This is a genomic window from Photorhabdus sp. P32 (assembly GCF_038085095.1).
Lineage (GTDB): Bacteria > Pseudomonadota > Gammaproteobacteria > Enterobacterales > Enterobacteriaceae > Photorhabdus > Photorhabdus luminescens.
The window spans coordinates 1-24,028 of the sequence record NZ_JAZGJN010000215.1 but is presented as its reverse complement, the minus strand read 5'-3'; the positions used below and the strand labels follow the sequence as shown (position 1 = coordinate 24,028).

Here is a 24,028-nt window from a genome sequence, read left to right as displayed (position 1 = left end):
TTTCAGGCTGGGTTAAAAAATGCTTGAATAATGCATCATGGTGAGGCCGTTTTTCTTTCTTTGCCACAATCTGTTTCTCTGTCTTATCAGTTAGTCATTACCACTCATTATCAAGGTATAGTATTTCTACCAAGTTACAAAAAACATTGTCTCAGATTTCCTCAGGCAAATCTTTACCGAATGAATTAATATAAGCGCCTAAATAATAAAATACTAGGAAATAAAAAACGAGAAAATATTATATTTACAACAACGACTCAATGAAAGTTATTGGTATGGTTATTAACTGCTTATTCCTATAGGGATATTTTATTTGCTATTTTTTGCTATAAAGAATGAATCTGGGAAATTACACAGAATAATGTATAGGCTACTTAATGGCCGGATTTTATTTATCAATTCTATTTTATCTTCTTTTTCATATATTTTTTACAGTTCACTCTCAATACCATATATTCCCCAAAAACTGGCAAATGATGTGATAAAGCTGGTCGGAGTTATTATATCTATGATTTTCATCGTTATAATGAAAATCACAAAAGCCGCTATTATGTATTTTATAAAAGATAAAGTTTTCTTCATGAGTTCACTATATGCTTTGAGTCATTAGAGGAATATGAATTAGTGTTCCAGTTAAAATAAGACAATTCTGGTTACTCAGCACTGCCCTTTTGTTAGCTTCACATTTTCCGATAATTCAAAGATCTAAGAATTCCATCTGACAATGATTTCGATTCTACTGCTTGATAGAAGCCTTCTTCTGGATGAATCATAGAAACAAGTCTGGTTTTTATGACTGGCTTACCGTCAAAGTAAATAAACAACTCTTTCCCTAAGTTTCTTGCTAGAAAAAGTTTGAACCGGTCACTACAATTCAGTCCTTTCTTAACCTTAATAAAAATGTTATTGGTATTCACAGCTAAATCATCACCGACTTCTCCTACAGGAAGAGCTTGTTCTATACAAGGTTTGGATAAATGAAATGTTTCATTACCTGCAATATAATCAAGAGAAAGTGGTTGTTTCTGTGAAACACACCCTGTAAGACCAAGGATAATAGACAGAGTAAGGATTAATTTAGTCATTCAGTTTGTCCTCATTATTGACATTAGTATTCTCAATTATAACTACCAAAAGAAGTTGTTTTATGCAAGTTATTTTTGTCCCTCTTCGGTCTGATTAATTAAGAGCGTATAAGTTCATTAAAGAGATATAGTGATTAGGATATATAAAATTGACTATTTAAGCTGAAATTCTTATTTTGGCATAAAGGAAAAGAATTTTTTCTGTTATTTTCTATTATAGAAAAAGTAGATTTAGTGTTTATTTTTAGTATTAAGATCTTGGCGGATAAAAAAATCGCTGTTCGTCACATTATTATAGAGTATTTAGCGTGGTACAGCATGCATAAATTATGCGGTGTTGAAGTATTTTATCATGATATATTGATAGTTGTGTTTTTATTCTTTAAGTCGTTTCCTCCCAAGCGCCATATTTGTTCAGCTTGTAAGTACCTATTTGATCTTGCGACACTAGGCTAAGGCTATCGCTTAATAATTCAGGGCTGATTGCAAGTTCATATGAATATTCTTTCGCTTGATCTTCCTTTTCATGAAGTGGTCCCATCCATGCATAGCCTTTTTTACCTAATTCTTGTAGGAGAAAATTGTGTTCCTCTAGGTTTGTTAATTCAGAAAATAGATGAGGATTTTTTTGGGATTGAGTTTGCACAGACCTCCTAATTGCATCTGCTTTTTCCCAGCCTGTTGACTCACCTGAATAGTAAGCATCAGAATTGCTGTCTGGTTTGAGAATTTTGATGTCTTTCGTTACTTCAAATGTGTATGAGAATACTGTTACTACTTTTCCTTTTTCCAATGGTTCTTCTCCTGCATTTTCCCGTAATCTGTTGTAGCTTTCTGGAGCATCATTTTTGTATTCATCAGAACTTTTTTCTAATGCTAAGTATTGACCAGCCCACTGTGATTCTTCTTTGAGTTCTGGCTTTAAATGTCGTTGCTGATATTCTGCTATACCCAGTGTTTTCGCGTTATTTAAAAAATCTTCGATAGCTGTTGTCTTGTACAGATGAGTGCCTGCTTTAATCGTGTCTATAGTGACACCGTTTGATTCGGTATCCTGTTTATTTGCAGGGTTTATTTCTAGATGGTTGCCTGTTTCTATATTTTCTGATTCTTCGTTGTTTGTTCTTTGGTCATCTTTTTTACTGATTGAAAGAAACATATTATTATCCTTTGACTCTTTTAATAAAAATATTAGGAATGAATAATATTTTTATTAATGTGTTGTTGATATTTGATTGTCAATATAAAATAGATATATTTTCGAATCTTTGAATGTAAATTAATACAATGTGGTTATTAGAATCATTGAATTTATTGATAAATACCCTCCCATTTATTTTTTATTGAACTCTTTTACTGGTTTACTGGTTTACTGGTTTACTGGTTTACTGGCGCGCCAGATATTCTTCTTTTAGCACAGATTATTTTTCATATCAAGAAAGCAGTAAAAATATAATCCGTCAAAAGTTAAACTCATCTATAATTAGTGGTTTATCAGACATTAGCTGATAATGATTGAAAAAATCAACGCTATATCGGCAAAAGAACGCTATAGCAACTGTTTTTTGAGTGAGTTGATGATCCTTTAATGGTATTTCCTTTCTTGCCTGGTGAAACGATAGTATCCTTAATACGTCATTCACGATGCATTTGGTAAGTTTTTTTCTGGCTTGCCAAACGTTCTATCATATATTTTTAAAACTTCAATAGGAGCATCTTTATTTGCAACAAAACCTGATTCACTTTTGCTACCTAGAGATAAATATTTTGACTTTATTTTAACGATGATCCCATATCTGTTCCTTGAGAAACGATTAAATACCTCTTCATCTACCGAGAACTCTGGCAAATATGCGCCTTTTCCTACTTGTTGGCGAGCGTTTTCTGTCGTGGGAGGTGGGGTATTGGTATTGGCAGTTTCTCCTCCTGCGCTACTATTTTGATACATATCCAAGGCTATTTTGCTGCTTACTCCACGATATAAAATGAAAGATGCTTCTGGGTCTATTGCTTCTTTAATCGCTTTAGCGACTACACGATATGCTAATGTTTTAAATTGACCAGAAGTTATCTCATCTGGTAATGGACCATCCTCATCTCCATCTGAATCATAATTATCATCATCCTCAGATAGTTGATTATAAGCTAAAAGTACTTGTGAATTGTCTTTTAGTAATTTCTTATTAGTTTCATCCATTATATATTTAGGCATAATTATTCCTCAATGATTAACAAAAAGTGTTTTTATATGAAATTATCAATTAATAAAGATATCATTACTTTCTATAAATTTTTATTTTCATATGGATGATTTATTCAATGGTAATTTTTAGACTCCAATTAACTTATCAGAATTCTGCTTAGTAACAATAATACCTATCCCATTCACCTTAACAACGGCTTGATGACTATTTTCCCATGATAAAAGAATCTCTTTTATTTTAGGTAAATAAGTTGAGTAGGTAATACCTGAAATCTCAAGAATAATATTTTCATTTTCCTGACTATTATTATCTGTAGCAGGTTCAGTGGTTAGATTGACTTTAGCCAAAGCAAGACGAATATCTTCTGTGCCACCTAAATCGACGCATAATTTATTTTCCAAAGCTTGAGTGATTTGTGAATTATCCAGATTGGGTTTTTGATCTATAGAAGCAGATGTTTTGCTGATTGGTATTACGTTGTCTCCAATATCTCCAAGTTTCATCGGGACGGTAATTGAATATAATAATGAGAGTCGTGGACGATTACCGAGAGCCTGCCAAAAATTACCCAGGCTGTTTAAATTCTCCTGTTGTGGAATAACGCGCGTATAGGCACCGGGAAGGCCAGTTAATTGTCGGTTATTAATTAATGCTCTTAATACGCGGGTCATAACTTGTGCCGCTTGATTATCTGGTTGACTGTCCGGGTTGGCGCCGTCGTTTGCTGGTTTATTCGGCTCCCAGTAGGTAATTAAATAGTTACAATTGATATTGACCCATCCCGGTAATAAGGTACTGGTGACAGGAGAATAGCGTCTTGGTTCGGCGGAGCGTAATTGTAGATCTTCATGTATATCGTAGAGAAATACACTCACTGTTGGTTCTGATTGAGTTGAATTAATTTCCGGTAGATCAAAACGAATATCGATTTGTGAACCTGGAATCTGTAAATATTGAGATAAAATGGCATTTAATGCTTTATTCACTTCAATAATGATATTGTCAGAAGCAATTATCGTTGTCATATTGACTCCAATCCCACTGAATATTTAGAAAGCCAATCGGCCGGTTTTATTTAATTCAAGTATTACGGCTCGTTCTATATGTCTATTTGCGATTTGTCCATTGTTATCGTCCGCAGCTAATATCGATGATAATAACGCAATATTTCTGATATTTGCGCCTGTTAAATCAGCCCGTTTAGCCAGATGGGTAAAATCAATTTCATCGGATAATTTAAATTGTTCGGGCCAAATGATTTGCCACATTTTTTTGCGTAATGTTTCATCGGGATAAGTAAAACGGGTAATAAAGGTAAATCGGCGGTTAAATGCGCTATCGAGATGGCTACGATTATTGGTGGCTAAAATCACTAATCCCGGATAATTTTCTAATCGTTGCAATAAATAAGAAACTTCAATATTGGCATGTCTGTCTTGGGCATCTTTGGTTTCACTGCGTTTGCCAAATAGGGCATCGGCTTCGTCGAAAAATAGCACCCCGGAATCCGCCTCGGCTAAATCGAAAATGCGTGAGATGTTTTTTTCCGTTTCGCCAATATATTTGTTCACTACGGTAGAGAGATCCACTTTAATTAAATCAACGCCAAGATACCCGGCAATCACTTCTGCGGCCATTGTTTTTCCGGTTCCTGATTCACCGTAAAATAGTGCGCTAATACCGGTGCCATAACCGACTTTTTCCTGAAAACCGGCACTTAGAATCTGATCACGGTAATTAATTGCGGCGATAATCTCTTTTAATTGTTGCGCTAATCCATCGGAAATCACTAAATCCTTAAAACTGCGCTTTGGGGTCATTCGTTGAGCCAGTTTGCCGAAATTCTGTTGGGCGCGGAAACTTAATGCTTTACACAGATCGATTTCTGCTAGCTGACTTTCTGGTTGTCGCAGTCGTTGATATTGATGTGCTTCTTCAACAATGAGTGGTAATGTTTCTGCGGTAAATGAAAAACGTTGACATAATTGAGCTATATTAATTTTTTGCGTGATATTACCCGGCAAGTTTGTTTCTAGCATCGTTTTTTTATCTGTCAGCGTGAGGGGGGGCATATCAATTTGTACCATTGATAAATGTTTAATCCATATTAATGGCTCTCCCGTTGCTATCAGGCAAATAACTTTTAATTGGGGTTGATTCAATAGAGTAGATAATTCGTTTCTCCCTATTTTATTTTCCTCTGTCAGTAAAGAAAAATTACGAATTAATAAACAGGCATCATGTAATCGGGCTTCCCGTACTGCATCTATCAGTAAATTAGTTATTTTCGTTGAGTTTTCGTCGTCTGGCAACCGGGCTAAATCAAGCGTTAAGGTACTGATATTATGCAATGCCATAATGTTATTTACCGCTAATTCTCTGGCACTGTCCGGTTTTCCTCTGAGTATCACTAATGGACGGATTTCGTCAGCTTCGTTTAATAATATCTTTTTAAGTGCATGATAAAGAATTGGTGGATACCAAATTTGCGAGGTAGGAGTATTCCAATAAGCGCAGGTTGTCAGGGGCGGTAAAACAACTTGTTGACCTGATAAGAAATGCCAGACAGCGCTATGAGTTAAAAACTGGGTTTGTAACCAAATAGGTTCTTCGTGGTTATTGAGCCGTAACAGATGATTATGGATTAATGGTGTTTGCGGCAGAAAGTTGTTTTGCAGTAATTGTCTATCACTTTGGTGTTGGCTAAATAGTTCAATTGCTAAAGCAAAACTGGGCCACTGTTTTTTACTGTTGCCATTTAGAGCAGCGAATAATGCATGATAACGGTCGTCAAAATGGGGTAATAAACCTAATAATAAGACATCACGCTCAAATTCAGTCAATTCAAAACGTTCAATTAACAGCGATAACGTGCCGGAAGTAGAGATATTCTCTATTTCCTCATGACTGATAATTTCATGCTGTTTTAGCCAATGAGGCATACCTAATGGTGTTGCCAAATGTTGTTCTATTTCCTCTTCGGTCAGTAAAAAACTCTCCGGCAGAGAATTGTACCAATCTATTTTTTGGTAATAGTAACGCTGTAATAGCAGATCGATACGTTCCAGATCGGGATAAATCCAAAATAACTCTGCTATTCTATTGTGGTTATTGATCAGTGGGAAATTCATACAAACCTTTTAAATATTTTGCCAGTCGATTAATAAAGGGTGATCCAACCAGGGTAGTTTGGCGATATTTAGTGGCCAGGGCCAATCAGCTAATAGTGCATCAAATGGCTCAATCTGGATGGTGATTTTTGTTTCTTGCTTATTTATCAATAGTTCACCCGGTCGTTGTAAAAATAGTTGACGAGCGTCATTGCGACTTAATTTTTTCCAGCCAGGAAGTTGAGCGATAATAGCATCTAATCTTTGTTCTATTATCAACTGTTTTTCTGGCTCAATGGGCATTGATTTACTGTTTTCATTAACTGTTAATCCGCAGAGAATGTAATTTAATTTATTTCTTTCTGCTTGGGTCTCTTCTGTTCCCCAAATCAGATAATCAAGGGAATCGGCAGCATTAAACTGGGCCTGTCGGTGGATAAATTTTTGTGCTTTGAGTAAACTAAGCTGACTAAATAGAACCGGTAACATCGGCCATAGAATTAATATTCCGGCATTATTAACTGTGTTTGGTGTAGGGCAATGAGATGATAAAATCGGTTTAATAGGTGACTTGTGAATGGTTGGTTGTTTATCAAATGTATTTTTATCCGTATGCTCCGGCATAAATCGTTGCGATAGATATTGATATTCCTCAATGGTAAAATGTGCTTTGCATAGCTGCGCAACAGGAGTTAATTGCCATAACGAGCTTAACCAATTTGTACCTGTCTTGTTATCTAATGCAGGATGGTTAAATAATTGGAGGATATTATCTATTTCAATCTCTCTTTGTTGAATGGCTGTAGCGATTAATGAGAGTTGATGTTGATTTAATGCCAGTAAATTTTGCTGATGTTCAGTGGATAATAACTGTAATATTTCAGTCAATATCATATTAGCCGAGATTTTTTGTTGTGAAGATGGTTCTTTTTCAGGTTGGTTTGTATAGCTAAAGCAATTGACTAACTTCTGGTACTCCTGATCAGAGAGATGTTTTTGACATAATTGTGAAATTGATTCTATTTGCCAAAGTTGTTCCAGCCATTCATTTAGTGAAGAGTTGTTAGCTATTACAGCCTGGCGAAATAATTCAATAATGGATTTAGAATTAAGTTCTATATTCTTTGATCTCGCTGCGATGCGTAATATAACTTTGGTGTCGGGCTTAGGAATATTCTGGATATTATTTCGTTGTATATATTCTAACGAGTGGAGTATCAATTGTACAGGTGAGGTAAACTTCTCTTTATATTGTTGTTTATTGATTTTTTCAGATAATTTGAGACTAATAGTACCGAATAAATCAGGTTGTTCAATAGCCAAAAGCCGTTGCAGGCTCCGTTCGGATAAACAGATTTTGGCTAATAGTAATGTTAAGTTGCTATCTATTTTGGTTAATTGATTAATGAGTTGTTGAATATTGCTATTGGTAATTTTATTATTTGCTATGTTCTCCATTGGATTAGATGAGGAATCTATTTGATATAAATCATAAATAAATTCCTCAATATTGATTGGATAGATATTGTTCGACAATTGAATGTTATTAGTGAATTTTTGTGGAGCTGATTGTTCCTTATTATCTGTTTGATATCGACCCAATGCTTGACTAAAAGCAGCATTAAATAGAATCGGAAATTGTGCATCAAAATTATTTAGGCTTATTTCACCCAGATCCAGGGTTAATGTTTTTAAATGGATATTTTGGTTAATAATTCTTTCGTTAAAGAATGAATTCAGTAATTTATGTATGTCTGCTTTATTTAATAGGGAGTCATGCAATACTTTTTTAGCTGCCTGTAAGTTATTAGCTTCAATCGTAATGATAATCCGGTCTAATAGATTTAGCTCCCTGGACATATTAATATCTCCGTTGTGATAACAAAGTAGTTAAATATCTGACTCTGTCTGAGTGGAATTGAACTAAAGTTTCATGATAAAAGCTAATAAATAATAAGGCGGAACTACATCAATACTATGATCATGTGAAGATGATGATGCTGTTGCTTGGTGATTATGTCCTTGTCCTCCTCCTATGCTTGATGTGTAGAAATGAAAATCTTGTGGGGATTGAGATCCATACTTTACCCATACTGGTGAGGGATCGTTAACGTTTATTTGATATTTATTTTGGGGAGTATTTATAGAACCATGCTGTACTCCTTTATCTCCAGAATATGCCATACCTTCAGTATGTTTGTGACTAGGTATTTGATCGACTGTTAATGTTGTGTTTTGCACGGTGACCGTTACGTCAACTTTTTCTAATGTGGTATCTCTGGAATAGTTTTTTCCACTTCCGCTACCACTGGCTTTATTGCCGCTGTTTCCTTTATCAGAAAAATCATCTCCACACATCACAAAACGACTTCTTAAATCCGGTGTACCGTTAGTTCCATCACAAAAAGCCCATCCAGTAGGAGCACTATCACCAGAAAACATCACAATAACCCCTCTGGGCAGTACCTTGTTTGGATCAATACTGACACCATTTTGGTCCACATTGATACCATTACCTTTTTTTACAGAGACCCCATTCCCATCAACATTAATCCCATCACCGGCCTTAACTTTGACACCTTCACTAACGATTTCAATACCGTCATGATTGTCGACTTCAAGTTTACCTTCATTATGGTACAATCCCCTACCATAATTGACCTTTAATCCTTTATCATCAGCGACTAAGCTTGCGTCTTGGAGTTTTACGCTTAATCCTTTTATATCCCGTTTTAGGCCGCCTGTAGGATCAACTTTTACCATTAGCCAACCAGTACCATCTAATTCCAGAGCTGATGTGGGATTATCAGGTTGACCGGGAGCTTGTCCGGTTGCTTTGCGGCCAATATCAGCAATATCAATTAAATCGGAATAATCGGTCTGTAGTGGAATGCTGCCAGCTTTAAAACGATTTTTTAATTCATCTGTTGTTGGGCCTTTTGATGCAATATCAGCGTTTTCTATATTGGGTATATTATGTTTTTTTTCCATTTCTATTACCATATATAATATTGAGTTGTTTTTTAATATCCTTTGATATTGATGCATAATAAAATAGTAATGCAAAGGATGGTTTGTTTAATAATGGAATATACCCGTTATCTTTCAAATTGCCTCTTTGTTGGCTGCGCTCACTCACCCCGATCACATAGTTATCTATGCTCCCGGGGATTCGCTCCCTTGCCGTCGCGATGCATCTTGAAATCCATAGGGTATAAATGTTTATTACTGTGTTAATTATTTTATTGTTTATGTGAATTAATTTTTATCTGTATTTTTTAGACAGAGATTGTGTATTTCAAGTCGATTTTTTATTCTCTTTGTTAAAATAAGTACTTACTTGATTTGTTATTCTAAAATATCTGGCGGTACATACAATAACTCGTTACTGATGATAACTTCTGTATTCCACTCTTTTCCAGATTCACCCACCACTTCAATTCGTTGTTCTGGTGTAGCAATGCGCATACTGTCGATACCAGTTAATGCAGAAGGCAGACGTCCCAAGGTTAAAGTTTCTAAAATATGGTACGATTCGTCTCCTAAGGGCGCGCCATTATTTTGCCACCGCTTATAGGTATTAGCGAAATCTTTGAAATGTTCCGGTGATAGCCAGTGAATAATCATAGAAATATGTGCTGGGAATTCATCTAATATTTCGGCTTTCACCCAATATTCCAATTTATAAGGGTCGATGGTTTTACTGTCAATTAGCTGGTGATTAACAACAACACTGACCACAAATGAAAAACGATCGGTATGGGCATATTTTGCACTGGAAAAATACCAACGATAACGCCATGTATCCTTTGATGGAAAGTCATCTTTTGAATCTGAATTTATTTTAAGTAATATCAATCTTTTAATGCGATCGAATTTTATGATGGTAGCTTTAAGTTCATAATCAGACAAAGTCTCCGTATTGACTAATGTTTTTTGCGGTGTGTTGTAAGGGGTAATTTTATATTTCAGGGTAATTTCATCACCTATTTTTATCATGGCGGGGAAGGGGCTTTGGGGGCTGGAAGTGATCCAGCGTTCATCCTTTTGATGTACTTCATTGGCATAGACTAGTTGATAATCCATATCTTCCATCCACACAGGGCTATTTTGCCAGCGAAGTTTATTATCCTTAAATGCTTGTTGCACTCTATTGAGATTGTATTCCAGATTAGTGTTGTTACGGGTATTAAGGGAGAAGGTATCTCCTAACGCTTCTGTGATCATTTGGCCCCGCAATGTGAACTCTCGGTCACCCTCAATAATAATCAGGTTAATCACTTGACCAGGTAATAACTGGCCTGCCGTTCCTTTTTGGGTAATGATCAATTGATGGCTTTTGGAATCAGGAACATTTTTAATTTCCAGGCCGTCGGGCTGTTGTTTGCTGTCGAATTTCGCATCGGGTTTTACTGGTAAAAGTTGACGATGCTCAATTAAATAGAAAGGAAGCTTATCTAGTTGCGGTTTTTCTTTAAAACATTCTCCACCCAAACCTAGCTGGGCTGAGATACGTTTTTGCAGTGCCGATATTTTATCAATACGGATATTATTACGTTGATAAGTTAATTCCGGCTGTTGAGCCAAATATCCGCGCTGAGTAGAGAGAAAGTCTAATGTGTCTAGGGTGAGTGGTCTGGCGGCACGATGAGTCCCAAAATAGCCTAGTAGATATTCAAGGATAGCAAGTTCTTTTGTGTAGTTTTGTATATGAATACCATTGTCATTATTGATTTGTGAATCGTTATTTAACTTGTTGATTAAATCAGGCATGATTTTTTGATGCACTTGTTGATTAACGGTATTAGCTTTAAAAGGCCATTGTGCGCCATATACCGTATTTCCCCGTTGTTTAAAGGCCAATAATTTCGGCAACAGGTTAAGTTCAGCGCAGCCGTTAGCCAGCATCTGTTCAAAAGGCAGGATAAATTGATGCAGTTGCATCTGCTGTTGAGTATTGGCATAAGTTTGTAATCCGTAGCAGGCGGGTAATTTATTGCTCACCGGGTAGTAATCGAGAACCTTACGATGTTTGCCCCAATTTAATAATTCGGGCTGTGTATTAATCAGTGGTTCTGTAACTATTTTTTCTTCTATTTGTTGTTTAGAAACGGCAAAGGTAATGCCACCTTTGGCGGTAATAGTCAGTGGGCTGTCTGACGAGGTAATAAGGTTTAATGGATCTCTTCCCCATAATCTGGGGTAATATCCTTGAGCAATTGTCCAAGACCAATTATCGCCGGATAATGGTGTAATGGTTTCATTGTGACTATCTAATGTTAGCTTAGTAATACTTTGTACGCCTTTGATAGCCAATAACCGATTAACTAAATGGCTTAAGTTTAATATAGTGGTGCTGGCGTAATTCTTGATTTGAGGTAATGTAGGTATCCAACCGTGATGTAAATAGGGGCCGGCAAAGATCTCTTCATTATTGTAACCCATTTCTTTCATTGCCTGAGTGGTATAACGTAATGGTTGTTCAAGTACCATTTGTTCCGCTGTCATATAAATTTGGGCGAAGGTATCAGCGATATCTTTGATATTATCGTTAAGTTCAATATCAATTTGCAAAAGGAAATCAGTAGGTTGTAGCCAGATGATGTTACTGACGGATTCTCCCAAGTTACGGTGGTCTTTTAGAAAGGCTTTTAGCTCATTTTGAGCTAACTCTTTATTATTTTCAGTTTCTCGGTTAGGGAGCAAATAGAGCCAGTAATTTCCTTTTAGGGTTAATGGAGTATCTGATCCAGAATTTTTAAAGCTGTATTCGCGTTTTTCTTTGTTATACCAATATGTATAGCGTTTATCGTCAGGTTCACGAATCAATAGGACATCGTTAAAGAGAAAATAACCTTGGTTTTTAACACCGGTCAGGTCATAGCTATGCAAATCCAATAAAGCCCGCCGATAATCCTCAGCGGTAATCGGGCCACAGGTCAGCATTTGCTGTGGGCCAAACTCTTGTGGAAAAATGCCGTCACCCGGCGTCTGTTCCTCTTGTTTAGGAGTAAGGAGATCTTTGAGTGGCAGTGAATGGCGATAGGCCAGATCGGAGGCGCCATAACAACAGGCTTCTAATAAGGTGATGCCGGGATCACTTTCTCCCATATCACTCCAGCATTGGCCGGATTGTTGTTCAATAATCGCCTTAGCTTGAGTGAGTAGGGTATCAAAGGTAATGTCATTTTTAACAATGGGAAATAGAGCATCCTGATTATTCATTAATTAGCTCCTTGGTTGGGATAAGTACTGCCTGACCAAATTGAAATGAGTACCTCATTATCAGCCGCTTCTATATTTTTATTGGTGTCATCCTTGATGCGGTTGGTTATTGCCATGCTTAAGTCGGTGACTCGTTCCACTAGCGGGAATTGCTGAATCGTGGATAACAACTGGTAGTAATCAATCCGGTTACCGGTTGTGACGCCGATAGTCGGGTTTTCTCCCCACGGCATATATTGTCGGCTAAGTTCCTGTTGTAGCTGATGATGGCCGTAGTCGGGATTGATACCGGGGATAAATACCACTTGATAATCCACTTTGACGTCAATGTAGGTGGGATTGTTAATTTCAATGGTTGCCCAGGGGCTACTGCGTTGTTTTATCCATTCTTCCATTTCTGCTAACTGGGCTGAGTTCAATTCTGGGCGTAGTATGTCATCGTTATCTTTGTAACGACTATTAGGGATCACGATTACTTGTTGTTTTTCCGGCGCCGGGATTTTGGTCAATTCACTGGCAGAAGGGTATTTGACATCAAACAAGCTGATATATTGCTCTTTCAATAAGGTAACGATATTTCCCCAACTCAGTACCCGATTACGGTGAGACAACCGAGTAGGGATGCGTTGCAAGAAGGCTTGTTCGGTTTCTGGTGGACGACCGTTCCAGGAAGCCCAAGGCTGTGTGACGCTGCTAATGGTATCGGATGTGTTGACCGGCTGTTGAATGTTGTCCGCAGCCAATCCGTTGGTGAAGTGCTCCGGTTCAACGGTTGTTGTGTTAACTAAGGTTGCCGTGGTGGCGTTATACAACAAACCTTTAATGCGTGGGTAATCTGGCGGCTTAGTTTCGTTGGTTGTTGTTAGTACCACCTCTGCTTTCAGCCAATAGCGTCCTGTTGGCATAACAGAGGCTTGATTCGATGCATCCTGTGGCAATAAGGTACGCCAGAGACCCCGGTCAAACAGGTGATGAGTTTGATCGTCAACTAACTTATCCAATTTGCTCCAGGTGTTGTTCTGGTTGAGATAATACCAGGATAAATCGAGCGACTTAAAGCCTTCTAATTGCCAGTACAAGGATAAAGTTTGTCCCGGTAATACATTGGTAAAACCCAAATAGAATGCATTGTTGTGCAATGAAGGCGTTTTTGTTCCCGCCTTTCCCCAACCAAAAGGGGTGAGAGGATAAACGGTGTATTGCTCAGTTTTCACCGGAGTGCTGAATGTGATTTGTAATGCACTGATTTGCGGGGTATAGGGTAAATTTTTACCTGTCGGATCTTGCCAATATTGGGTGTGCATAAAATCTTGTTCAGCCAATTCTATACGTACCGATGCAGGCCAGTCGTTGGGGGATGGGCTGTCTACCGGCAAGTAATTCATTGCTGGTAGGGTAAAAGTCAGGCTTTGTCCTTGTGGTGAGTTATTTCCACTGAATAATGATTGCGCTGCGTTAAGTTTTTCTCTCTTTTGAGGAGTGACTAAATAACCTTGTGCTTTAAATACGCTATTATTAGTTGGTTTAGGATTATATTTTCCATACCATGTTGAAAAATTCTCTGTAGGCAAGCCTACCCATTGGGGAGTAAAGGTAAGTGTTGCATTCTCAGAGCCGTACCATTCTGGGGCAACCAAATTAAAGCCGGAACCCAACAGTGGAAATTGACCAAAGGGGAAGCTGGTTTTGTCTGTTTGTTCAATCCCGCCATCAGAAGCATAGAGTATGTTTTGGTTGCCATTGATCGTGATTTTAATAGCGGTAATTTCAGGCAGAGTCGGTTCCTGAGCGGTGGCTAACTTTAATACCGGTATACCAAACGTCATATTATTCAGACCATCAGGAGGAGTGACAGGGGAATCAGTGGCTGATAATCCAAGTTCAATAGTGGTTTTGTTGGTAAGTTTTACTGACAAGGAAAGCCAATGATTTTTGGCACTAATATTAGCGGTGATATGAGCAGGATCACCCGCCCATTCGCTTGCCAGTGTGACTGTAATTGTTCGCTCTCCTGCTGACAGAGCAAACAGCGGTGAGGTGATCAGATAGCCGGCCAGAACTGGGGCATCATTGGTCGTTGGGCTAAAAAGCTGAATACCGTTTTCAGGTAATGCAATGTTATCTGAGAGATTCAGCAGTATTGCTGATTGCCAGCCATTGTTATCTTTCCGATACCAACGCAGATCGGTCAGCATCCCTTGGTTCGCCAGTAAATCCGACTCTGAGGCATATTGTAGCGGATTGCCGGCGCTGTCTTGTCCCGCATCAAACAGCGTGCCCCGCGCTATCAGAGATTCTGGGCTATCGGTATTTAAGATGATGCCGATGGCGACTTGATCCGCTTGCGCGCTTCTGGGTTTTAAGCCCAGTAGCTGGCGGTAATAGAGATCACAATGCCGAGCCGGAAAGGTATTGAGTAATATTTTGGCTGTTTCTAGTAGTTTTAAAAAAGCCAAAACAAAAGCTTGATGCGCTGGTAAAAGACCATCTGCTTGATTAATCTGTTGGTAAAGATCGGCTAATTGCTGAGGCGTATTTTCCTGAATAAAGTAGAAATGGTTCCAGAACTGTTTTTTATCTTGATCGAAAGGGATTATTTCAGCGTATTGTTTAAGCCAATTTAAAATATCTAGCGTGCTTCTTTCATCAAGTTTAAATGCAGTATCCGGCACAATAGCAGAGAGTTTATTATTTAACTCAGTCTGTCCCATAGTTATACCACCTGTTTTTTAAAGATTAAGGGCGTTATTTATCCGGCACTGACAGTATGTTGACTGGCAATAAAACGGCCTTTTCCCATACTCGGTGTTGTCACATCTGGACCCGTTGATGGATTATTAGCGGGTTGCGTCGGGGTAAAACGGGCGATAAATTGTTGCCCGACAATAATCACCGTGGCAGGAGTGAGGCAAAAGTTTACTTGCTGGCTGGCATTTAATTGAGCAATGGTGACGATTCCCTTACCGGGTACTGGGTGGCTAGGGGTAATATATTGTGCTTGAAGCTGTACTTTTTTTTCATCACCCGTAATAACGATTTTTTTGTCCTGGATTTTGGCGTGTCCGCTGCCTCGAATGGTCGCCGGCCCCAGGATGGTAACTTGCCGGTTGCCAAATAACGGTTCGAATAGCAGGCTGTCGCCATCAACCACCAATTGTTTACTCATAGGTTCACCCGTACCCAGCCTTCGTTAACCTCAAGGATGCCTTCAATCTGTTGGCTGATGTCGCTGCCCCTCAGAGCGTAAGTGACCTGAACATGTAGGGTATTGGGTAAGTTTGTTCTCTGGTTTACTTGAATCTCGGTAATTTCCGCTCTTGGTTCATAGCGCAATATCCGTTCTTCAATGCGGGTTTTAATTTCCGCCATCAATTCATCACTGATATTGGTAAACAGGTAATCATTCAGACCACAGCCATAGTCTTCACGCATAATCCGTTCACCGGGTTCAGTGAGAAAAAGAATATTTACACTCTGGCGGACATTTTCTGCTCCTTCCGCCATGATGACGCCAGATTGTATTTCAGGCTTGTTATCATTGATAAAAAACTGTGGTGGAAATGCCCAGCCGCGACCATAAATATCGGTCAATATTTTATTTGTCATCTTATTGCCTTGTACTGTGTTAGGTTAATTTTGGCCCCTTTAATATCAACGCCAGATTTTCCTGCGGCGGATACGGATAGGGATTTTTTAGCCTCTATTTTAATATTTTCCCCATGAGTAATGAGATTCTTCTTTGAATTCAGCGTGATATCTTTCTCCTGTTGCAGAGATACGGTATTTTCTCCGCTATTCAATGTGAGGGTTTTATTTTGATTATCGAAGGCTAATGCTTGCTGATTATTCTCTTGTTTGATGACCAACGTTTTTACCGGATTTTTTTCGCTTGGCTCTAGCGGGGATTTATTTTTCGGGTTGTGCATAGAACCTAATATCACCGGGAAACGGGGATCACATTCAAAAAAGCCGACAATCACCTCATCCCCCGGTTCAGGATAGAAGCAAAATCCACTTTCATGACTGGCGTAGGGTTTACCCAAGCGAGCGAAAAGTACGCCATTAGTTAAATTTAGGGCTGGTATTTTGACCGGAATACGGTCTAATGATTGGTGGTCTTGCCGGTATTTTTCCACAACGCCGATGTGTAGCTCTTTTACTTGCGGTACAACATGCTCCGTTTCCGGCAATAAGCCGAGTGTTAACCGGGTACGCCAGCCTTGTCGCTGAGAGAGGGTTTGACTGACGCCGGTGATAATGGCTTGACCATCCATCCCCTGACCAAAGCCGCTTAACGCCAGAACATCTCCCGGTTGATAACGATTATCTCCCTCAACTTCAATATCGCCGGATATATTATGACTTCGCCGGTTGTCCATAATGCCTTGAGCAAGATGTCTGGCTTGTTCATTATCCAGCGGGTAGCTGAAAGTCCATTGCCACTCTTGGTTGGTCAGATCTGACAGGCCATCTGTGGCAAGTTGACCACCACCAAGGCCGCTGTTTTTTGCTTGAATGGCCTGAGACAGTTTTTGTTGGCTAATGTCCCAGGAGTGTACGCTTACCGTTTTGGGGCTATGTTGGTTATCCCATTGTAGATTCGCTTCAAACAGCACAATGTCTTGATCGTTGGCTTGTTGACGAACAGTATGCACGGTTGATTGATTAAGCGCTTTCGGCGTAATTAGCGTGACCGTCCCGTTACCGGGCAGCAGCCAGGTATTCGTGGCAAGCAGTCGATTTTTTAAAAAGGCCCAGTCGTTGCAACGGAATTGCACCATTTGCTCATGCACCGTTTTAAGTTGAGGCGCTTGTTTTATCGTTGCGGTTATACCTATTTGACTGCATAACTTTCTGATAATCGCCTCATCACTCTGTTGACTGAATAGTTGCGAATGGAGGCCATGAGTGAGTTTTTGTAGCGGATGCTTGGCTGTCAGGGTAATTAGGCTGTCTTGCCCCTTTAACTTAAGCGTTTGCCGAACAATGCTCCCCTTAAACAATACCGTTTTTTGTATCTGGACGATAAGTTCATGATTTGGACGGCAGTTTGCCAGTTCAGCTTGCGCCTTGGCGCTAAAAATTTGGCTGGCATCACCGGCTATATTTAAAGTGATGTTGGCCGAAGGGATACCATTGATGTGGTGGTTGACCGTAAACGTGATGACAGAGAATTGATTGAGTGTTTTTCCATCTATTTTAATGGTTATTGCGGGTATCTTCATGCATCCCCCTGCGCTTGCAGTGTTTGACCGGGAGTGAAGTCATCGAGATTATCCAGGTCGTTTTGCCAGGCGAGAGAGAGATAATCAATGCCGCCAGCCAGAGAGGCTCCGGCGCCTAAAGCGATCAAGGGCAGGGAGATCATATCGGTTACGCTGACTGCGGTAACGGGGGGCGATTTTAATTGGTGCTCGGTGGCTTGAATAACCAGGCTTTCGTCTGCGACTAAGGATAAGGTGGCGCTAGCTCGTAACGGAGTCGCATCACGATCAAATAGGGTGTAATTAATGGCAAGGCCGCTAGCTCGGCAGGCAAAATAGCCTTTGTTTTCCCAGCGCATTTTGCCCCATTTGATTTTAAGAAAGTGAGGAACGTTAGTGCTGGCATCAACTGCACACAGGGATTTCAGCGTCTCCAGTTGGGTTTCTACCGGGGTGTTATTGCCGGGCATAGCGGCATCAAATAATAAGACTAATGACAGGCCCGCGGGTTGCGATAACACATAGCGGTTGCTTTGACTGGCGCTGTTAATGCTTTCGTCTTGTTGATAGCGAGTCTGATAATCGAGTTGGATGGCGTCGGGGTTATACATGGCTTGTAAACTGCCTACCGAGACTTTACCTTCCCGGTCTTTGAAAGCGGTGAGAGTGAGTCTGGATAGGCTACGTTCAATTAAGCTCATAGTGACCTCCTGCTTCACGTAATGCGTCTAATACTTCCCGTTTCACTATCTCAATCAGGCGAGCATTATCCAGAGTTTCCTGAGTTAACGTCCGTGAAGGGGAGGGATTGTTCGCAGAGTCGGTAACTTTGACTCGAATAATCAGTTCCTTAATTTCTACAGTCATATTTTCACTCCTAACCAGCGCATATCCTGATAACGTAGTTCCAATGAGTTCACCAAAATGGCATTGCTATTGGCGTCAAAGTCACTTGTAGACCAGCGAACCGGTAAGGCATTACTTAATGTCCAGCTTGCCGCCGGTAACGCATTTTCATTCAGTAACATGATGACAACATCGGCATAAACCGCTTTTTCGCCACGCAGGATGCGATCAAAGACTAAAGTCAGTGGGGTAACTGTCATCACGCCGCGTTCCAGTACCAAACTGCCATGCTGGATCTTCTCCACCAGCCAGGTATTGCGGGCGTTTTCCCCACCTTGGCTGTGTTGGGTGGTTTGCAGTTCACGGCTGAGACCTGATATACGCTGAAAAGCAATATCCAGTGGGCTAGGAATATTGTTAAACAGGAAACTGGCGATAAAACGGTGTGACACCGATGGGGTGTAGAGGTTGTTCATGTTTTGTCTCTGTTTAACTTAACGGGGGGACGCCGGTACGGGTATCAAATGTCAGACTCAGCTCGATAAATTCCGCTGGAATTAACAGGGCTAGTTTGATCTTGATGATCATTTTCCCGGCTCGCAGATCTGCTTCGCTCATCGATTCATCAATGCCGAGTAGGACTTCAAATGCTTGATCTTCCTGGGTGCCCCTCAGTCCGCCTTTTAGCCATAACTGACGCAGCCAGTTATAAGCTTGACCTTTAAACTTCATCCAGGTGATGGCGTTATTCGGCTCGAAGACAAAAGCCCTGCCCAGTTGGGTCATCTGCGCTTCAATATAGGAAACCAGACGGCGGGTTTGGATATAGCGCCAGGGAGAGCCGGGGGTGTTTTCCAGCGTGCGACAACCCCAGATTTTAATGCCTTTGCCGGGGAAGCTGCGAACCAGATTCAATGAGGCGCCATCCCGATTAAAGAGCGCATCGGCTTCAATATAAGAGCGTACTGGACTTACCACTTTAGCTAATGCGACGTTCGCGGGCGCATGCCAGACGGCCATCTGGTTATCATTACGCTGAATGACGGCAGCCACTGCCGCAGTAGGTGAAAGCACAATAGGTTGGCCGTTTTCTTTATAGGTACTGTTAATTCCCGGCCAATATATGGCGCCCCATTGTCGATCATTGGAAGAAAACTGTGCTAAACATTTGGCGGCCAGTACCGGGTCATCTGGAGCATCTAACAATCCCATGATGCCGCGCCGGCTCTTACAAAGGTTAAGTACGGATTGCCAAAACTGTAACCAAAGATCTAATTTTGCATCGGGATCATTTGCCTGGTTGAAGCGAATAGTATCAGGAGTAATAATTAGCGTGATTTCGCTCTCTGTAGCGAGAGCTTGTTTCACCCAATCCTGTTGTAGTGCTTTAATCAAGGACGAAAAGTTTTCTAAGGGTTTGTGAGAACCTACTGACAGCACATAGGCTTGCTGACCCTCGTTTTCGAAAAAGTGGCGCACGGAATAGTACGTTAAGCCTGATGCATCAAATGACCGGGTAAAATCGGTCAGGCTATTTAATTTAACGACGGTTTTATCGCTGCTGTTTTTGTTGATAGGAGGCAGGGTATAGCCAATAAAAACCGGTATGCCAATAAATTGATTATTCTGTTTCTGGGAGATCAGGTTTTCGGTTACGGTGACACCCGGTTGGTTTATCTCCATTGATCGTCTCCTCAATGTTTGAAAAAGGCGCGGTGAGCCGCGCCTCAGTAAGTTACTGTGCTACATTTTGGGTAAACTGGAGAATAATAAATTCAGCCGGGCGTACCGCCGCCATGCCAATTTTGACGATCATCTTCCCTTGTTTAATATCGTCATCGGACATGGTGATACCTTTGCCAATTTGAACAAAATAGGCTTCCTGCGATTTGTTTCCCGCTAGTGCTCCTTGTTGCCAGAGTTGATGGAGATAGTTGTCAATGGCGGCCCGGACTCGTTCCCAAGTGGGTTGGCTATTGGGTTCAAAGACGGCGAACTGCATGGCTTTTTTGATGTCCCGTTCTGCACTATTAAATAAGCGACGAACCGGGATGTAACGCCAGTTGTCATTATTTTGCAGAGTACGTGCGCCCCACACGACAAAACCTTTGTGGCTGAAATAGCGAATAGCATTGATGCCTTTCGAATTCATCTCCCCTTGTTCATCGTCAGTAAGCCGTTCAGCCACATCACTAATCCCGCTAAGTACGACATTTGCCGGTGCTTTCCAGACGCCGCGGCTGGCGTCAGTGGCACAATACACGCCTGCCATCACTGCGCTGGCAGGAATGATGTTGCCATTGGATGTTATTGTGTTCTTTATTGCATTAACCGCCTGCTGGTAGACATTTTTGTTCTTCTCTTTGAGTTGCGTCAGATTTTTGACTACATCCGGTTTTGTTGTTGCATCTTCATAGCCTGAAACGGTTATCGAGTTCTCTTCCGGTTGAATAAGCTGTGAGACTCTCACCGCAGGATAATAAGTGGCAGTTTGTGATGCGACATTAGCGCTGATGGCGGTTGTTTTATTCTGATTGTCAGCGATCAGGAAGTAGCCTGCATTCAGTAATGAAGGTGTGAGGCTGTTATATATTTGACTTTGGTAGCTAGAATCCTGTTCAGGGCAAACTATCAAGGTGATTTCTAAAGCCTGCTTAATTAATTCGGGGATTAATGCCAGAGTGGTACTATCTTCGGTATTAGCAATGGGTAGGATATAACAGGGCCCGCCGCCGTTCTGAAAATAAAGTCTTAAAGCATCGCTGCTTGTTGTGTAAGTACCGACCGTCACCCCGTAAGTGTAATCTGTACCGGTATCGTCTGCATCAGGAGCGATATCGGTCATGGCGGCAACTTTTGCATTGTTATCCGTTTTTTCAGGAGGCGGCGGCGGTGGAGTAGGCGCAGTTGATTTGATTGTTATTGAAGTAATACAACCTACATTAAATAAATGAGTGAAATCCAGCCAGCTACTAACGCGTGTCGCTTGTGGCGTTGTGCTGGTTTTTTTAGGTGAGAAACGGCCAATGAAAACCGGGATTGCGGTATTTCCTTGACTAACAGAAAGCGCCAGTGATGCATCTTCTTCAATATAGACGCCGGGATAGGTTGGTGTTGTTGGCATGCTGCCTCCAATTATTGTGCGATGTCCTGCGTGAACTGCAAGATAATGAACTCGGCTGGACGAACCGCTGCCAGACCCACTTTGACAATCATTTTGCCTTGTTTGATATCATCATCGGTCATGGTGATGCCTTTGCCGATTTGGACAAAATAAGCTTGTTCGGCTTTGTCGCCCATCAGTCCGCCTTGTTGCCAGAGAGAATAGAGATAGTTATTGATAGCCCGGTGGACGGCTTTCCAGGTGGGTTGGCTGTTAGGCTCAAAGACCGCGAAACTCATGGTGTTTTTAATATCTCGTTCTGCGCTGTTAAACAGGCGACGAACTGGGATATAGCGCCAGTTATCACTGTCATCAAGTGTGCGAGCGCCCCAGACTGTGGCGCCAGTATTCGGAAATTCGCGGATGATATTAATCGCTTTGCCGGTGTTATAGACGCCCTGCAAATCATCGGTAACTTTAAATATCGGCTTCATCCCACCTTGTAACACGACATTCGCGGGTGCTTTCCAAACGCCACGGGAGCGATCAACCGAGCAATAGATACCGGCAATGGCGGCGCTTGGGGGAATGAGAGTATTGGTTGCCCAATCTGCCGTTAGCCAGGGATAATAAACGGCGGCGAACGGGTTTTGATCATAATTATCTCGGGATGTGCCATCAGATTTTAACGCGGTCGTTGGGCCATCAAAAATGGCAAATAAGCCTTTGCCCGGTTGGCAAAGTGTGCTGACGGCATTGTTGATGGTTTCTCCGGCGGCAACCAGTAATGTCACATTGTCAAGTACTGGGACCTGTTTTTCTAAATCTTGAGTTCTGATGAGATAGCCATATCCCCCGCCGTTAATAAAATAGGCTCGCAGTGAAACATCAACGATATTTTTAGGATCAAATTGCTCACCTTTTAGTGTCAAATAATCCAGCCAGTTACTAATACGGACTGGGGCATCTTTGGGTAAAAATGAATTGTCATTCGCAACGGCAAAAACAGGCACTGCTGTTGCACCCGAGCTGACTGAGAGTGCGAGTGAAGCGTCTTCTTCAATATAAACGCCGGGATAGGTTGGTATCGTTGGCATATTGCCTCCAATTATTAGGTGATATTCTGCGTGAATTGCAGAATGATGAGTCATACATTGTGATGATTATTTGTCGGCGTATTGGCAGCCTGATTAGGCTGCTTGAATTGTCACTCGATCGGCTGTCAGGGTGATTTCCTGAATTGCAATTTCATTACTGGCGGCATCAAAAGAAGGGGAGGTTAATGAGGTTGGAAAGGCATTTGCTACGCTCCAAGACATTAAAATTTCAGTACCTGCTTCATTGGTTAAGCTAATAGAAATATCTTTTTTTTCAACTTGGTTAAGCTGAATGGAGTTAATCCAGTCAAAAAGTTTCGTATCACCGGCGAATACTCCTTTGCGGAGGGTAACTTTGATCGCCTGACGTTGCCCCGGCATTTTGTAATAATTACCAATGCCATCTTTGTATTCAATAACATCATAATTAACATCAAGCCCAGAAACGCTATTAAATGGGATTTTTTCATCGCCAATCGAAACAATAAACCGATAAGCAGGAATAGGATAGTCAACAGCGATTTGTTCAGGAGTTATAGCCATGATTTTTTCCTTTGTATATTATTTACATTAAAAAGAGAGAGAAACGGTTTTGACTTTTTTATTGGTACTGATTTATGAACATAGCTACCGCAATAGCCTGATTTATAGAGGTTATTATTTATATTTGAGAATTTTTTCTATAATAGCTTAAATTACTTTTTTTGAAATAAAAGCGTTATAGACAATGGGAATTTAGGTAAAGTATCAATTAGTAATATTGGTAATCATTACATTAATTTGTATAGTAGGGTTTTATAATTTTGTCAATTAAGGTCATTTAATTCATTTTATTGTTTAACTGTGATCTTGTTTTATTTTTCTATAATTTTCATGATAAATTAATATCAGTGAAAATATCTTATTTTTTTATTAAAAAGATGGGGTTAATACTGATCTTGTTTTATTAAGCATTAAATTTTTTATTTCACTCTCAATGATATAGAGAGTAAAAATCGCTGCCTGTACTAAAAAGACCTCAGTCAGTAAAAGGGGTCTTTCCCCGGCTAAAGTACATTTTACATCCCCCACTTTTACAAAAAAGTTATCGATGATAAACGCGGTACAACAGCAAATCTTAACAACAACATCATTAAATTTATTAATAAATTTAA

Annotated in this window: 20 protein-coding genes; all 20 read right to left on the bottom strand. The window is 40.3% G+C overall.

All coding sequences use genetic code 11. The annotated features are described in order from the left end of the window. Nucleotides 1–680 precede the first annotated feature (680 nt). Nucleotides 681–1,085 carry a hypothetical protein gene (locus tag V2H77_RS04875; protein WP_341497907.1) on the bottom strand — a complete coding sequence of 135 codons (405 nt, stop codon included), beginning with the start codon at nucleotides 1,083–1,085 and terminating at the stop codon, nucleotides 681–683. 382 nt (nucleotides 1,086–1,467) lie between these two features. Next, nucleotides 1,468–2,244, bottom strand: a complete 777-nt coding sequence (locus V2H77_RS04870; protein WP_341497906.1) for a hypothetical protein — start codon at nucleotides 2,242–2,244, stop codon at nucleotides 1,468–1,470. A 480-nt stretch (nucleotides 2,245–2,724) separates the two neighbouring features. After that, nucleotides 2,725–3,297 (bottom strand): DUF4765 family protein, encoded by a 573-nt coding sequence (locus V2H77_RS04865; RefSeq protein ID WP_341497905.1) that lies wholly within the window; start codon nucleotides 3,295–3,297, stop codon nucleotides 2,725–2,727. 117 nt (nucleotides 3,298–3,414) lie between these two features. Continuing rightward, nucleotides 3,415–4,314, bottom strand: a complete 900-nt coding sequence (locus V2H77_RS04860) for a DUF4255 domain-containing protein (RefSeq protein ID WP_341497904.1) — start codon at nucleotides 4,312–4,314, stop codon at nucleotides 3,415–3,417. Nucleotides 4,315–4,338: 24 nt separating this feature from the next. After that, entirely contained in the window at nucleotides 4,339–6,420 is a 2,082-nt protein-coding gene (locus tag V2H77_RS04855) for an ATP-binding protein (protein ID WP_341497903.1), read from the bottom strand. Between the two features lie 9 nt (nucleotides 6,421–6,429). After that, a complete protein-coding gene (locus V2H77_RS04850) occupies nucleotides 6,430–8,259 on the bottom strand; it encodes a contractile injection system tape measure protein (RefSeq protein WP_341497902.1) in 1,830 nt (609 codons plus the stop codon). A 63-nt stretch (nucleotides 8,260–8,322) separates the two neighbouring features. Further along, nucleotides 8,323–9,390 carry a tail fiber protein gene (locus tag V2H77_RS04845; protein WP_341497901.1) on the bottom strand — a complete coding sequence of 356 codons (1,068 nt, stop codon included), beginning with the start codon at nucleotides 9,388–9,390 and terminating at the stop codon, nucleotides 8,323–8,325. 357 nt (nucleotides 9,391–9,747) lie between these two features. Beyond that, nucleotides 9,748–12,624: a hypothetical protein gene (locus V2H77_RS04840; protein WP_341497900.1), complete on the bottom strand. Its 2,877-nt coding sequence runs from the start codon at nucleotides 12,622–12,624 to the stop codon at nucleotides 9,748–9,750. Further along, nucleotides 12,624–15,335, bottom strand: coding sequence for a hypothetical protein (locus tag V2H77_RS04835; protein WP_341497899.1), 2,712 nt, complete (start codon nucleotides 15,333–15,335; stop codon nucleotides 12,624–12,626). Before V2H77_RS04835 ends, V2H77_RS04840 begins: the two co-directional genes overlap by 1 nt. Before the next feature lie 38 nt (nucleotides 15,336–15,373). Beyond that, complete coding sequence (locus V2H77_RS04830) at nucleotides 15,374–15,790, bottom strand: hypothetical protein (protein ID WP_341497898.1); 417 nt, start codon at nucleotides 15,788–15,790, stop codon at nucleotides 15,374–15,376. Next, on the bottom strand, nucleotides 15,787–16,230 hold the full coding sequence (locus V2H77_RS04825; protein WP_341497897.1) for a GPW/gp25 family protein: 444 nt from the start codon (nucleotides 16,228–16,230) through the stop codon (nucleotides 15,787–15,789). Before V2H77_RS04825 ends, V2H77_RS04830 begins: the two co-directional genes overlap by 4 nt. Continuing rightward, nucleotides 16,227–17,849, bottom strand: a complete 1,623-nt coding sequence (locus V2H77_RS04820; RefSeq protein ID WP_341497896.1) for a phage baseplate assembly protein V — start codon at nucleotides 17,847–17,849, stop codon at nucleotides 16,227–16,229. Before V2H77_RS04820 ends, V2H77_RS04825 begins: the two co-directional genes overlap by 4 nt. Further along, nucleotides 17,846–18,529, bottom strand: coding sequence for a CIS tube protein (locus V2H77_RS04815; RefSeq protein WP_341497895.1), 684 nt, complete (start codon nucleotides 18,527–18,529; stop codon nucleotides 17,846–17,848). Before V2H77_RS04815 ends, V2H77_RS04820 begins: the two co-directional genes overlap by 4 nt. Further along, nucleotides 18,516–18,695 (bottom strand): DUF5908 family protein, encoded by a 180-nt coding sequence (locus V2H77_RS04810; RefSeq protein ID WP_341497894.1) that lies wholly within the window; start codon nucleotides 18,693–18,695, stop codon nucleotides 18,516–18,518. The genes V2H77_RS04815 and V2H77_RS04810 overlap by 14 nt, the downstream gene beginning before the upstream one ends. Then, on the bottom strand, nucleotides 18,692–19,150 hold the full coding sequence (locus V2H77_RS04805; protein ID WP_341497893.1) for a phage tail protein: 459 nt from the start codon (nucleotides 19,148–19,150) through the stop codon (nucleotides 18,692–18,694). Before V2H77_RS04805 ends, V2H77_RS04810 begins: the two co-directional genes overlap by 4 nt. 13 nt (nucleotides 19,151–19,163) lie before the next feature. After that, the gene (locus tag V2H77_RS04800; RefSeq protein ID WP_341497892.1) at nucleotides 19,164–20,357 is read right to left on the bottom strand and encodes a phage tail sheath family protein; all 1,194 of its coding nucleotides are present in this window, start codon (nucleotides 20,355–20,357) and stop codon (nucleotides 19,164–19,166) included. 52 nt (nucleotides 20,358–20,409) lie between these two features. Next, nucleotides 20,410–21,798 carry a phage tail sheath family protein gene (locus tag V2H77_RS04795; RefSeq protein WP_341497891.1) on the bottom strand — a complete coding sequence of 463 codons (1,389 nt, stop codon included), beginning with the start codon at nucleotides 21,796–21,798 and terminating at the stop codon, nucleotides 20,410–20,412. Nucleotides 21,799–21,809: 11 nt separating this feature from the next. Continuing rightward, on the bottom strand, nucleotides 21,810–22,874 hold the full coding sequence (locus V2H77_RS04790) for a phage tail sheath family protein (RefSeq protein WP_341497890.1): 1,065 nt from the start codon (nucleotides 22,872–22,874) through the stop codon (nucleotides 21,810–21,812). A 93-nt stretch (nucleotides 22,875–22,967) separates the two neighbouring features. After that, the gene (locus V2H77_RS04785) at nucleotides 22,968–23,417 is read right to left on the bottom strand and encodes a phage tail protein (protein ID WP_341497889.1); all 450 of its coding nucleotides are present in this window, start codon (nucleotides 23,415–23,417) and stop codon (nucleotides 22,968–22,970) included. Nucleotides 23,418–23,786: 369 nt separating this feature from the next. Beyond that, nucleotides 23,787–24,028: hypothetical protein (locus V2H77_RS04780; protein ID WP_341497888.1), on the bottom strand; the 242-nt coding region annotated here is incomplete at its 5' end.

Excerpts from the sequence above, each read along its gene's own strand:
- V2H77_RS04840 (WP_341497900.1), bottom strand. The coding sequence starts at position 12,624 with ATGAATAATCAGGATGCTCTATTTCCCATTGTTAAAAATGACATTACC.
- V2H77_RS04870 (WP_341497906.1), bottom strand. The coding sequence starts at position 2,244 with ATGTTTCTTTCAATCAGTAAAAAAGATGACCAAAGAACAAACAACGAA.
- V2H77_RS04830 (WP_341497898.1), bottom strand. The coding sequence starts at position 15,790 with ATGAGTAAACAATTGGTGGTTGATGGCGACAGCCTGCTATTCGAACCG.
- V2H77_RS04860 (WP_341497904.1), bottom strand. The coding sequence starts at position 4,314 with ATGACAACGATAATTGCTTCTGACAATATCATTATTGAAGTGAATAAA.
- V2H77_RS04835 (WP_341497899.1), bottom strand. The coding sequence starts at position 15,335 with ATGGGACAGACTGAGTTAAATAATAAACTCTCTGCTATTGTGCCGGAT.
- V2H77_RS04875 (WP_341497907.1), bottom strand. The coding sequence starts at position 1,085 with ATGACTAAATTAATCCTTACTCTGTCTATTATCCTTGGTCTTACAGGG.
- V2H77_RS04800 (WP_341497892.1), bottom strand. The coding sequence starts at position 20,357 with ATGGAGATAAACCAACCGGGTGTCACCGTAACCGAAAACCTGATCTCC.
- V2H77_RS04820 (WP_341497896.1), bottom strand. The coding sequence starts at position 17,849 with ATGAAGATACCCGCAATAACCATTAAAATAGATGGAAAAACACTCAAT.
- V2H77_RS04850 (WP_341497902.1), bottom strand. The coding sequence starts at position 8,259 with ATGTCCAGGGAGCTAAATCTATTAGACCGGATTATCATTACGATTGAA.
- V2H77_RS04845 (WP_341497901.1), bottom strand. The coding sequence starts at position 9,390 with ATGGAAAAAAAACATAATATACCCAATATAGAAAACGCTGATATTGCA.
- V2H77_RS04795 (WP_341497891.1), bottom strand. The coding sequence starts at position 21,798 with ATGCCAACAACACCAACCTATCCCGGCGTCTATATTGAAGAAGATGCA.
- V2H77_RS04855 (WP_341497903.1), bottom strand. The coding sequence starts at position 6,420 with ATGAATTTCCCACTGATCAATAACCACAATAGAATAGCAGAGTTATTT.
- V2H77_RS04785 (WP_341497889.1), bottom strand. The coding sequence starts at position 23,417 with ATGGCTATAACTCCTGAACAAATCGCTGTTGACTATCCTATTCCTGCT.
- V2H77_RS04865 (WP_341497905.1), bottom strand. The coding sequence starts at position 3,297 with ATGCCTAAATATATAATGGATGAAACTAATAAGAAATTACTAAAAGAC.
- V2H77_RS04825 (WP_341497897.1), bottom strand. The coding sequence starts at position 16,230 with ATGACAAATAAAATATTGACCGATATTTATGGTCGCGGCTGGGCATTT.
- V2H77_RS04810 (WP_341497894.1), bottom strand. The coding sequence starts at position 18,695 with ATGACTGTAGAAATTAAGGAACTGATTATTCGAGTCAAAGTTACCGAC.
- V2H77_RS04815 (WP_341497895.1), bottom strand. The coding sequence starts at position 18,529 with ATGAGCTTAATTGAACGTAGCCTATCCAGACTCACTCTCACCGCTTTC.
- V2H77_RS04805 (WP_341497893.1), bottom strand. The coding sequence starts at position 19,150 with ATGAACAACCTCTACACCCCATCGGTGTCACACCGTTTTATCGCCAGT.
- V2H77_RS04790 (WP_341497890.1), bottom strand. The coding sequence starts at position 22,874 with ATGCCAACGATACCAACCTATCCCGGCGTTTATATTGAAGAAGACGCT.